This window comes from Aromatoleum sp., from assembly GCF_036675785.1.
In the GTDB taxonomy this organism is placed as follows: domain Bacteria; phylum Pseudomonadota; class Gammaproteobacteria; order Burkholderiales; family Rhodocyclaceae; genus Aromatoleum.
This window is the reverse complement of the sequence record NZ_JAKFEF010000078.1, coordinates 1-11,115: the sequence shown is the minus strand read 5'-3', so window position 1 is coordinate 11,115 and position 11,115 is coordinate 1. Positions and strand designations below refer to the sequence as shown.

The window sequence follows — 11,115 nt, the reverse complement described above, 5'->3', positions numbered from 1 at the left end:
GGAGTTCGGATCGCGCTCGGGCCCGACGCCCAGGTCGACTTCGCCCGAGAACACGCGCGACACGACGCTCTCGACCGCGCAGTCGACGAGGTGGATCTCGACATCCGGGTACTCGGCGCGGTAGCGCGCGATGACTTCCGGCAGCAGCGTGCAGGACATCAGCTGCGGCGCGGCGATGCGCACGAGCCCTTTCTTCAGCGCCTTCAGGTTCGTGACCTCGTCGATGACGCCGTCGAGGTCGAGCAGCGTCTTGTCGATCAGCGGGTAGATCGCGCCGCCGACTTCGGAGAGCTGGATCCGGCGCGTGCTGCGGTCGAAGAGGCGCACGCCGAGCGACTGCTCGAGCTCCTTGATCAGCCCGCTCAGCGCGGACTGCGTGACGAACAGGCTTTCGGCGGCGAGCGTGAAGCTGCCGGTGCGGGCGACCGCGACGAAGGCGCGCAACTGGCGGAGCGTGATAGTCATCAGATAATCCGATAAACGAATCTTGAAAAGTCGTTTGAATGATAGATCGTTTTCGACTGTAATCCACTCATCCGCTGCGCGACGCAGACGGGATGCGGGCCGGGGCGCAACGTGCGCGGCCGACAAACAAAGGATGGGGACAGACATGACGCAGCTCATCAAGAAGATTCACCACGTGGCGTACCGCTGCAAGGACGCGCTCGAAACGGCGCGCTGGTACGAGAAGCATCTGGGCATGAAGCTCGTGCTGTCGATCGCCGAAGACTCGGTGCCCTCGACCGGCGAAGCCGATCCGTACATGCACATCTTCCTCGACGCGGGCATGGGCAACATCCTCGCGTTCTTCGAACTGCCGACCCGCCCGGCGATGGGCCGCGACCCGAACACACCGGCGTGGACGCAGCACCTCGCGCTCGAAGTCGAGTCGATGGACGTGCTGATGGCGGCGAAGGCGCGCCTCGAAGCCGAGGGCATCGAGGTCGTCGGCCCGACCGACCACGCGCTGTTCCAGTCGATCTACTTCTTCGATCCGAACGGCCACCGCCTCGAACTCGCCGCGAACACCGCGTCGCCGAAGATGCTCGAAGCGCTCGACCAGGTGAAGTGGGACATGCTCGAAGAGTGGGCGCGGACGAAGAAGGCGCCGAAGCACGCGGCATGGATGCACGACGGCAGCTACAAGGAGATGTTCAAGTGAAACTCGCGACCCTCAAGCAAGGCGGCCGCGACGGCACGCTCGTCGTCGTCAGCCGCGATCTCGCCCGCTGCCGCGCCGTGCCGGCGATCGCCCGCACGCTGCAGGCGGCGCTCGACGGCTGGAGCGACTGCGAGCCGCAACTGCGCCAAGTGTACGAGGCGCTCAACAGCGGCGCGGTCGATTCGCAGCCGTTCGACCAGGCTGCGTGCCACTCGCCGCTGCCGCGCGCCTACCAGTGGGCGGACGGCTCTGCCTACCTCAACCACGTCGAACTCGTGCGCCGCGCGCGCAACTCGGAAGTGCCGGAAAGCTTCTACACCGACCCGCTGATGTACCAGGGCGGCTCGGACAGCTTCATCGGTCCGCGCGATCGCGTCGTCGCCGACGAGGCCTGGGGGATCGACTTCGAAGCCGAAGTCACGGTCATCACCGGCGACGTGCCGATGGGCGCGACGCCCGAAGAGGCCGCGAAGGCGATCCGCCTCGTGATGTTGGTGAACGACGTCAGCCTGCGCGGCCTGATCCCGAACGAGCTCGCGAAAGGTTTCGGCTTCTTCCAGTCGAAGCCGGCGTCGGCGTTCAGCCCGGTGGCGGTCACGCCCGACGAATTGGGCGACGCATGGCGCGACGCGAAGGTGCATCTGCCGCTCGTCGTGCATCTGAACGACCGCCTCTTCGGCAAGCCGAACGCCGGCGTCGACGCGACGTTCAATTTCGGCCAGCTCGTCGCCCACGTCGCGAAGACGCGCGAGCTCGAAGCCGGCTCGATCATCGGCTCGGGCACCGTGTCGAACAAGGCGGGCGACCTGTGGGGCTCGTCGATCGAGCATGGCGGCGTCGGCTACTGCTGCCTCGCCGAAGTGCGCACCTGGGAGACGATCGAGCGGGGCAAGGCGGAGACGCCGTTCCTGCGCGACGGCGACACGGTGCGGATCGAGATGTTCGATGCCGGCGGCCGCAGCGTCTTCGGCACGATCCGGAACACGGTCCAGGCGCTTCGCCACTGAGACCGGCGACCCGCGCGCGGCCCGTAGAAGGCCGCCGCGGACCTTCGCGCACCGCCATGCCGGACGTGCGATTACGACAACAACCGAGACAGGTTTCACGGTGCAGCAGTCATCAGGGGCGGTCGCGTGCGTCGATATCGCCGGCGTCCTCGACCACGGTCCCCTCACGTCGATGCAGAATGTCGTCGTCATGATCGCGGCGTTCGTGATCGTCATGGACGGCTTCGACGGCCAATTGATCGGGTTCGCGATCCCGATGCTGATCGACGAGTGGGGCATCACGCGCAACGCCTTCGCGCCCGCGGTCGCCGCGGGCCTCGTCGGCATGGGCCTCGACGGCATGTTCGGGGGCGTCGTCGCCGACCGCGTGGGCCGTCGCCGACCGGCGGCCCACGCGCTCGAAGCCGGTTAAACGACTTCCCAACCCGAATACGGCCCCGAACCGGTCGATTGCTTCCACGGGCAGGCCGCGTCGATTGCGACGCGCCCGCCAGATCAGTCAGGAACAACAATGAAGCTCTACACCTACTTCCGCAGTTCCGCCGCGTACCGTGTGCGGATCGCGCTGAACCTGAAGCAGCTCGCGTACGACGCGGTGCCGGTGCACCTCGTGCGCGGCGGCGGCGAGCAACGCCAGCCCGAATATCTCGCGCTGAATCCCGCCGGCCTCGTGCCGACGCTCGTCGACGGCCCGGACACGCTGTCGCAGTCGCTCGCGATCATCGAGTACCTCGACGAGATGCACCCCGAGCCGTCGCTGCTGCCCGGCAGCGCCGCGGACCGCGCGCGCATCCGCGCGATCGCGCAGGCGATCGCGTGCGACATCCACCCGATCAACAACCTGCGCGTGCTGCAATACCTCACGCGCGAGTTCGGCGTCAGCGACGCGCAGAAGAACGCGTGGTACCGGCACTGGACCGAAGCCGGGCTCGCCGCGGTCGAGGCGATGCTCGCCGGTGACCCGCGCACGGCTGCGTTCTGCCACGGTGACACGCCGACGCTCGCCGACTGCTGCCTCGTGCCGCAGGTGTTCAACGCGCGCCGCTTCGGCTGCGACCTGACGGCGATGCCGACGAGCCTCGGCATCGCCGAGCGCTGCGCCGGGCTGGATGCGTTCCGCCGCGCCGCGCCCGAGCAGCAGCCGGACGCCGAGTGACGGTTCGTCCGGTCCGCACTTATTCCGATTTCCCGACACTAGGCGTTTCGCCCGCGACCTTCGCGGCGCGTGCGCCGCTTCGAACGCGAGCAAGACGTCATGACTATCGAAAAACCCCTCTGGACGCCGTCGCCCCAGCGTATCGCGAGCGCGAACGTGACGGCCTTTCGTGAAGCGGCGGCGCGGCGCTGGGGCGTTGCGCTGCCCGACTACGACGCGCTGTACGCGTGGTCGGTCGCCGCGCCCGAGCAGTTCTGGACGAGCGTGTGGGATGGCGAAGGCGCCGGCGGCGGCGTGATCGGCGAACGCGGCGGGCGCGTGCTCGTCGACGGCGACCGGATGCCCGGCGCGCAGTGGTTCCCGGACGCGCGGCTGAATTTCGCGCAGAACCTGCTGCGCCGGCGCGATGACGCCGACGCGGTCGTGTTCTGGGGCGAGGACAAGGTGAAGCGCCGCCTGTCGCACGCCGGGCTGTGCCGCGCGGTCGCGCAGTTCGCGGCGGCGCTGCGCGCGCAGGGCGTCACGGCCGGCGACCGCGTCGCTGCGTACATGCCGAACATGCCCGAGACGCTCGTCGCGATGGTCGCCGCGGCGAGCCTCGGCGCGATCTTCACGTCGGCGTCGCCGGATTTCGGTGTGCAGGGCGTGCTCGACCGCTTCGGCCAGACCGAACCGAAAGTGCTCGTCACGTGCGACGGCTACTACTACGGCGGCAAGACGATCGACTGCCTCGCGAAGCTCGCCGAGATCGTGCCGCAGCTGCCGTCGGTGGGGCGCGTCGTCGTCGTGCCCTACGTGTCCGACGCGCCCGACGTGTCGGCGATTCCGGGAGCGCTCCGTCTCGCCGACTTCGTCTCGCCGCACGCGGATGTCGCCGAGATCGCGTTCGAGCCGCTGCCGTTCGCGCATCCGCTCTACATCATGTATTCGTCCGGCACGACCGGCGTGCCGAAATGCATCGTCCATTCGGCCGGCGGCGCGCTGCTGCAGCACCTGAAGGAGCACCGGCTGCACGCCGACGTGAAGCCCGGCGACCGCGTGTTCTACTTCACGACCTGCGGCTGGATGATGTGGAACTGGCTGGTGTCGGCGCTCGGCGCCGGCGCGACGCTGCTGCTCTATGACGGCTCGCCGTTCGCGGCCGACAACCGTATCCTGTTCGACTATGCGGACGCGGAAAGCGCGACGCACTTCGGCACGTCGGCGAAGTTCCTCGACGCGGCGGTGAAGTTCGAGCTGAAACCGCCCGAGACGCATTCGCTGGCGAGCGTGCGCGTGCTGATGAGCACCGGCAGCCCGCTCGTGCCGGAAGGCTTCGACTACGTCTATCGCGACATCAAGGCCGACCTGCAGCTGTCGTCGATCTCCGGCGGCACCGACATCATCTCGTGCTTCGTGCTCGGCAGCCCGGTGCTGCCGGTGTGGCGCGGCGAGATCCAGTGCCGCGGCCTCGGGCTCGCGGTCGATGTCTGGGACGACGACGGGCGCCCGCTGCGCGGCGACAAAGGGGAGCTCGTGTGCACGAAGCCTTTTCCGGCGATGCCGATCGGCTTCTGGAACGACCCGGACGGCGCGAAGTACCGCGCCGCGTATTTCGAGCGCTTCGACGACGTCTGGTGCCACGGCGACTTCTGCGAGATCACCGCGCACGGCGGGCTCGTGATCCACGGCCGTTCGGACGCGACGCTGAACCCCGGTGGCGTGCGCATCGGCACCGCCGAGATCTACCGCCAGGTCGAGAAGCTGCCGGAAGTCGTCGAGGCCATCGTGATCGGGCAGGACTGGTCGCCGCAAAACCCGTATGACGTGCGCGTCGTGCTGTTCGTGAAGCTCGCCGACGGCCTCGTGCTCGACGACGCGCTCGTCGTGCGCCTCAAGGCGGCGATCCGCGAGAACACGACGCCGCGCCACGTGCCCGCGAAGGTGCTGCAGGTCGCCGACATCCCGCGCACGAAGAGCGGCAAGATCGTCGAACTCGCGGTGCGCAACGTCGTGCATGACCGGCCGGTGAAGAACCAGGAGTCGCTCGCGAATCCGGAAGCGCTCGGGTACTTTCGGGAGCGAGCCGAGCTCTGCGCGTGAAGGCGGTCGCCGGCGGGGCACGTCGTCCGGACGGCGGTTTCGCCGTCGCAGCGATGCGTCGACGCCGGCCGACATTGCTGATTAACCCGGCGTTTATTACAACCGTTTGCGCTGAGCTCGAACGGTGTTCGATTGCCGGGCTGACAACGCACGACGCTGCGCGGCATGACGCCGCCGCGGGTCGTCCAACGAAAGGAAACGGACGTGCGACTCGACGACATGCCGGTTGATCCGCAGACGCTGGACTCCGCGATCGGAGCGCGCTCGCGCAGCCCGGCGGCGACGCTCTCTCCGGGGCTGCTGCTGGCGCTGATCACGGCGTGCCTGATGCTCCAGCCGCTGTCGACCGACCTGTACCTCGCGTCGCTGCCGCACCTCGCGCGCTATTTCGAGGCGTCGCCGGCGGCGGTGCAACAGACGCTGTCGCTGTTCGTGATCGGTTTCGGCACCGCGCAGCTCGTCGCCGGGCCGCTGTCGGACCGCTTCGGCCGACGCCCGGTGCTGCTCGGCGGTCTCGCGCTGTACGTCGCCGCGAGCGTCGCGTGCGCGGTGGCGCCGTCGATCGCAGCCTTGAGCGCCGCGCGCTTCGTGCAAGCGATCGGGTGCTGCACCGCCGTCGTCATCGCCCGCGCAGTCATCCGCGACGTCTATTCGCCGGCCGAGGGCGGGCGCGTCGTCGCGCAGGCGAGCAGCTGGATGGGCCTCGCGCCGCTCCTCGGCCCGGTCGTCGGCGCCTACCTGCAGGTCGCGTTCGGCTGGCGCGCCGCGTTCGTCGTGCTGGCCTCCGCCGGTCTCGCCGTGGCGATCGCGACGGTCGTGAAGATGAGCGAGACGAATGCGTACCGCGACCCCGACGCGATGCGTCCTGGCGGGCTCGTCCGCGGGTATCGCGAAATCCTCGGGGCGCCGGTGTTCTGGGCGTACGCGTTACCCGGCGCGTTGTCGTTCGCGTCGATCTTCGTCTTCATTTCCGGCGCCTCCTACGTGCTGATCAACGTCCTCGACGTGCCGACCGCGTATTTCGGCTACGCATGGGGACTCGGCGTCACCGGCTACCTCGCCGGGGCGATGCTGTGCCGAAAGCTTCTCGCGACGATAGGCGTCGACCGGGCGCTATCGCTCGGGACCGCGCTCGGCGCCGTGGCCGGCGTCTTGTTCGCGGCCGCGGTCGCGCTCGGATTCCACCACTGGGCCACCGTCGTCTTCGGCCATTTCGTCATCAGCTTCGCGCACGGCATCAACTGGCCGTGCGCGCAAACCGGCGCCGTCGCGCCGTTCCCGCGGCGTGCCGGGGCCGCCGCAGGAATGCTCGGGTTCATCGTGATGATGGCTGGCCTCTTCGTCGGCGTCGTCGTCGCGGCCAGCCACAACGGCACGCTCGGTCCGATGGCGATGATTTCGGCCAGCCTCGGACTCGCGCTACTGGCGAGCGCGCGCCTCGGCCGACCCGCGACGGGGCGTGACGGCGACCCAGGCGGGTCAGTCTGAGCCGGAGGGAAGGCCCCGAGGCTTCGTTCAGCGACGACGTCGGCGACGGCGATGATCCGCGCCTCGAGGATGATTTCGTCGCCTTCGAGCCCCGTGCGGGCAACCGGAACCGTCGAGCCGCTTGTGGTGTTGCAGGATGGCGTCGGCGATCCGCCACGGGAATTCGATGTTCCTGACGATTTCGAAGCCGGCGGCCGGGTGCGTCTTGATGAACTCGAATTCGATCTCGGACAGGCGCCCGGGGCGCGTAAGGATCTCGGCCGGGACGTTGATCTTGCCGAGGTCGTGGATCATCGCGGCGAGCGCGGTGGCGTGCAGCCGGCCGTCCGACAGGCCGAGTTCCTGCCCGATCGCCCGCGACAGTTCCGCGACCCGATGATGCCGATCGCGTGCCAGCTGCCGCGGATCTCGACGGTCGAGATCGACAGTTCGACCGGCACTTGGCTGCCGTCGCTGCGCATCGCGACCAGTTCGGAAATCTTTCCGATCAGCGCACCGTCGCCGGTGTTGCCGAAGCGGCGGAGGCCGGCGACGCCCCGGGCGCGAAAGCGCTGCGGGACGATCAGCTCGTGCATGCTGCGGCCGATGACTTCATCGGCGGGATAGCCGAAGAGCCGGGTCGCCGCCGGGTTCCAGACACGCGGTCTGCCGCGTCGATGACGATCGTCGCGTCGAGGGCGACGTTGCGGGTCAGGCGCAGCATCTCCTCGCTTTCCAGAAGCTGCTGCTCGACGCGGCGGCGCTCGACCAGTTCGTCCTGCAGGCGGCGATTGCTTTCCGTGACTTCCGCGGTGCGCTGGCGACTTTGATCGCGAGCTCCGCCTCGCTCCGCGCGAGCAGTTCCTTCTCGCGGTTCAGGTGCTGGAACAGCAGAAAACTGCGGCTTCCGGATTCCCTGCAGCACGAGGGCGCGGTAGAGGAAGATGTTCATGCCCTTGTAGGCGAGGGTGTGCAGCAGATCGAGCGCCCCGATGGAGGGAGAGGCGAGGCCGACCAGCAGCAGGAAGGAATTGTCGATCTGGCGGCGCGCGTTCCAGGCCAGCGCCGCGACGCTGAAGATCACGACGATGCGGCAAATCTCGATGAGGGTCTGGAACAGCAGATAGCTGTATTCGGGGTCGCCGTGATCGAGCAGGAGGAGGGCGAAGCCGCCTCAGTGCCAGGCGAAGTCAGCGCTGGAGGTGAGCGACGGTGGCGTGAAGCGGGCGGTCATGCGAACCCTGCTGTCCGTATCCCCGGCACGGGAGCGCGCGCGCGATTTCGGAAGCCGGAGATTCCTTCGTTTAGGGCGAGCACGTCTGCGGGCCGGAGACGCGAGGCGAACGGGCTCGAAGCGGGAGGATTTTAGGCGTTCGGCATTGACATTACGATACGAGAGGTCTTGTCCGTGACCTGCTTCACGCGGTCGGCGGCACGTGCGCGTGGGGGCCGGGCGCACAGCCGTTGCGGTCGCTCGAATCGTGGCGGGCCCGCCCTCGTCGGCCTGCGCGATGCCCGGCTGCCGAGCAACGCGCTGACATGCAAGGCGCAGCTAGAACTCGTTGAACCCCTTGATCTGGCGTCTCGCCTTCTTCGTCGGACGACCGCGCAGGTCGCTGCCCGGCGCCGGTGCGAGGCGTCTCGCCTCCTGCTCGGCGGCGCGGCGCTCGCTGCTGGCTTGCGTTTCCTCGTAGAGCTGGCGGGCTTCGGGCGCGGGGCGGCGCTGCTCGTTGAGACCCTGCACGACGACGGTCCAGCTCGTGTCCCCGATCGCGATGTCCAGCGTGTCGCCGACGCGCAGCTCGCGCGCCGGTTTGACGGTGGTTCCGTTCAGCTTCACGTGCCCGCCGTCGATCGCCTGCGTCGCGAGCGAGCGCGTCTTGTGGAAGCGCGCAGCCCACAGCCATTTGTCGATGCGCATGCGGTCGGGCGGGAGTTTTGCAGGGGGCATGACGGTGGTCGCGCGGGAGAAGTCCGGACTCGGGATCGACGGGCGGAGGCGAGGATACGCGATCGTCGCGGGGCTTTACAGCGGCGCGCCGATGCACCGCGACGGATCGCGCGGCCCTCCCTGCCGCGCGATTCCTCGGTGCCCGATATGCAGTCTTCTCGGCTGTCCGGGTTTCCGCTCGTCAGTGCCGCGCCCGCGCCGCAATCAGCATCAGGAGCGCGAGACCGACCGCCGACAGCGCGTGCGGCTCGGGGACGGGTCTGAGGAAGCCGCGGATCTCGCCGCCCGGAAATGCCGTCGTGTGGATGTTCAGGTAGGCCCCTCCGCTCGCGAGTCCCGCCGCGAAGGCCGCTTCGGCCGCCGATACGCTGGCGCCGTGTAGTTCGAGAAAGGCGGGATTGAAGCTGGATCCGAGGGTCAGGTCCAAAGTCCCTTCGAAGCTGCCTTCGGTGACGCCAGTCGGAAAACCGAGAAAACTCGGCACGGTTGTCGCAGGAATCGAGTTCGTCGGGGGCGGGGCGCAGCAGTGGATATGTGCCGCCGTGGTTCCCGCGGTCAAACCGGAAAACGCGGTCTCGATGGAAAGCCGATGCGTGTCGTCGTCATACACGACGGTCGCGATGCCGGTGCCGGGCGACGCGTTCGGCGGATTTTCCCCGGCACCGGTCAGCGTCGTAGTGAAAGTGATCGGCGCCGCGTGCACGACCCCGACATGCAGGAGCGCCAAGGTTAACGCGAGCAGCGAATGCTTGCCCATCGAGTGCTTGACCATGTTTCGCCTCCTTATGGTGAGCGGCCCTCCGGCAAAGGACTGCCGTGCCGCTCCCATCGGCAAGCGAATGCGACCGCTTGATGCCGGCTCGTCTATCGCACGCCGTGCATCCCGGGCCCTGTACCTTGCTCCCGGCTACATCCGGAAGCCTCCGCGGGTGTGAGACCGCCGGACCGCGAATCGGCCCGGTTCCGTAGGACAAGCAAGAAGGATGCGGTAAGAGCTAACATTTTGAATCGATGCCGAGTTGACGAAGTCCGTGTCGGCCCGAACGGGGCGGCCGTAAAAAATCCTGACGCCTGTTGCCCGCGCGACGCGTCCGCGTGACTGGCAATACGGCGCAATGCGATGCAACAAAATGCACATACCCGAATTTACGGCGCCGGAAGATGCATTACGATGCATCATTCCCGGCGGGAGTTGACTTGAGTCAATGAGATATGCACTGGAATGCGTATGATGCACGATCATGCATGGCGCAAGAATTTCGACGGTTTCGTGTCTCGCGCTTCAGTTGATACGCGAAGCCGTTTGAAGCTCTCAACGAACGAATCAGGAAGCCGAAGCAAACAGAATCGGCGCCGGAAGGTCCAACGAGGCGTCGAAGGAAGGTTACGGATTCCGGATGCTCCGGAATGCGCCGCCCAGCGAGGAGACGAGTGAAACCCACCGACATTGCCAACCCCGACTATCTGCACAAGGTCGTGGATTGCCAGTGGGCCTGCCCGGCCCACACCCCCGTTCCCGAATACATCCGGCAGATCGCCGCCGGGGATTTCGCGACGGCCTACATGATCAACTGGCGCTCGAACGTCTTTCCCGGGATTCTCGGTCGCGTTTGCGACCGCCCGTGCGAACCGGCGTGCCGGCGCGGACGCGTCGACACGGAGCCGGTCGCGATCTGCCGCCTCAAGCGCGTCGCGGCCGACTTCAAGGACGACATCGACGAGCTGCTGCCGAAGGCGCCGGCGGCGAAGAACGGCAAGCGCATCGCCTGTGTCGGCGCGGGACCGGCTTCGCTGACGGTCGCACGCGACCTCGCGGTGCTCGGCTACCAAGTCACCGTGTTCGACAGCGGCACGTCGGCCGGCGGCATGATGCGTAGCCAGATCCCGAAATTCCGCCTGCCCGACAGCGTGATCGACGAGGAGTGCGGCTACATCGCCGGGCTCGATGTCGAGATGCGGCTGGGTGCCTGGATCGCGAGCCTGCGCGACCTCCTCGCCGGAAGCTGGGACGCAGTGTTCGTCGGCACCGGCGCGCCGCGCGGGCGCGATGCGGACCTGCCCGGACGCAAGGAAGCCGCGGCGCACATCCACGTCGGCATCGACTGGCTGTCAAACGTCGCGTTCGGTCATGTCACGAGCATCGCGAAGCGCGTCATCGTCCTCGGCGGCGGCAATACCGCGATGGACTGTTGCCGCTCCGCCCGCCGCCTCGGCGGCGAGGACGTGCGGGTCGTCGTCCGCAGCGGCTTCGACGAGATGAAGGCGTCGCCGTGGGAAAAGGAGGACGCGC

General features: G+C 67.8%; 12 protein-coding genes and 1 pseudogene. 7 read left to right on the top strand and 6 right to left on the bottom strand.

Annotated elements, in window-relative coordinates; genetic code table 11:
* On the bottom strand, positions 1–465 hold a 465-nt coding region (locus V6M37_RS17290), incomplete at its 3' end, for a LysR family transcriptional regulator (protein WP_332675423.1).
* Positions 466–610: 145 nt separating this feature from the next.
* Here V6M37_RS17290 and V6M37_RS17285 point away from each other — a divergent pair.
* The 6 genes from V6M37_RS17285 to V6M37_RS17260 all read left to right on the top strand — a co-directional run bounded on the left by V6M37_RS17285 (position 611) and on the right by V6M37_RS17260 (position 6,895).
* Positions 611–1,162 (top strand): VOC family protein, encoded by a 552-nt coding sequence (locus V6M37_RS17285; RefSeq protein WP_332675421.1) that lies wholly within the window; start codon positions 611–613, stop codon positions 1,160–1,162.
* Positions 1,159–2,169, top strand: coding sequence for a fumarylacetoacetate hydrolase family protein (locus V6M37_RS17280; RefSeq protein ID WP_332675419.1), 1,011 nt, complete (start codon positions 1,159–1,161; stop codon positions 2,167–2,169). Before V6M37_RS17285 ends, V6M37_RS17280 begins: the two co-directional genes overlap by 4 nt.
* Positions 2,170–2,269: 100 nt before the next feature.
* Positions 2,270–2,581 (top strand): hypothetical protein, encoded by a 312-nt coding sequence (locus tag V6M37_RS17275; RefSeq protein ID WP_332675418.1) that lies wholly within the window; start codon positions 2,270–2,272, stop codon positions 2,579–2,581.
* A 99-nt stretch (positions 2,582–2,680) separates the two neighbouring features.
* Complete coding sequence (gene maiA, locus V6M37_RS17270; RefSeq protein ID WP_332675415.1) at positions 2,681–3,325, top strand: maleylacetoacetate isomerase; 645 nt, start codon at positions 2,681–2,683, stop codon at positions 3,323–3,325.
* A gap of 99 nt (positions 3,326–3,424) precedes the next feature.
* Complete coding sequence (locus V6M37_RS17265) at positions 3,425–5,407, top strand: acetoacetate--CoA ligase (RefSeq protein ID WP_332675414.1); 1,983 nt, start codon at positions 3,425–3,427, stop codon at positions 5,405–5,407.
* 204 nt (positions 5,408–5,611) lie between these two features.
* Positions 5,612–6,895, top strand: coding sequence for a multidrug effflux MFS transporter (locus tag V6M37_RS17260; protein WP_332675412.1), 1,284 nt, complete (start codon positions 5,612–5,614; stop codon positions 6,893–6,895).
* A 27-nt stretch (positions 6,896–6,922) separates the two neighbouring features.
* Here V6M37_RS17260 and V6M37_RS17255 read toward each other — a convergent pair whose 3' ends face one another.
* From V6M37_RS17255 to V6M37_RS17235, 5 genes and pseudogenes are all read right to left on the bottom strand, one after another.
* Positions 6,923–7,246, bottom strand: a complete 324-nt coding sequence (locus tag V6M37_RS17255; protein ID WP_332675426.1) for an HD-GYP domain-containing protein — start codon at positions 7,244–7,246, stop codon at positions 6,923–6,925.
* Positions 7,186–7,488 (bottom strand): annotated as a pseudogene (locus V6M37_RS17250) (hypothetical protein); the annotation flags it as partial. The gene V6M37_RS17255 and the pseudogene V6M37_RS17250, both read right to left, overlap by 61 nt.
* The gene (locus V6M37_RS17245) at positions 7,458–7,994 is read right to left on the bottom strand and encodes an MASE3 domain-containing protein (RefSeq protein WP_332675425.1); all 537 of its coding nucleotides are present in this window, start codon (positions 7,992–7,994) and stop codon (positions 7,458–7,460) included. The pseudogene V6M37_RS17250 and the gene V6M37_RS17245, both read right to left, overlap by 31 nt.
* A 432-nt stretch (positions 7,995–8,426) precedes the next feature.
* A complete protein-coding gene (locus V6M37_RS17240) occupies positions 8,427–8,825 on the bottom strand; it encodes an RNA-binding S4 domain-containing protein (RefSeq protein WP_332675411.1) in 399 nt (132 codons plus the stop codon).
* Between the two features lie 181 nt (positions 8,826–9,006).
* Positions 9,007–9,597: a CHRD domain-containing protein gene (locus V6M37_RS17235; protein WP_332675410.1), complete on the bottom strand. Its 591-nt coding sequence runs from the start codon at positions 9,595–9,597 to the stop codon at positions 9,007–9,009.
* A gap of 659 nt (positions 9,598–10,256) precedes the next feature.
* On the opposite strand from V6M37_RS17235, the gene V6M37_RS17230 reads away from it, so the two are divergent.
* Positions 10,257–11,115, top strand: an 859-nt coding sequence (locus V6M37_RS17230) for an FAD-dependent oxidoreductase (RefSeq protein WP_332675408.1), incomplete at its 3' end; no start/stop codon positions are given.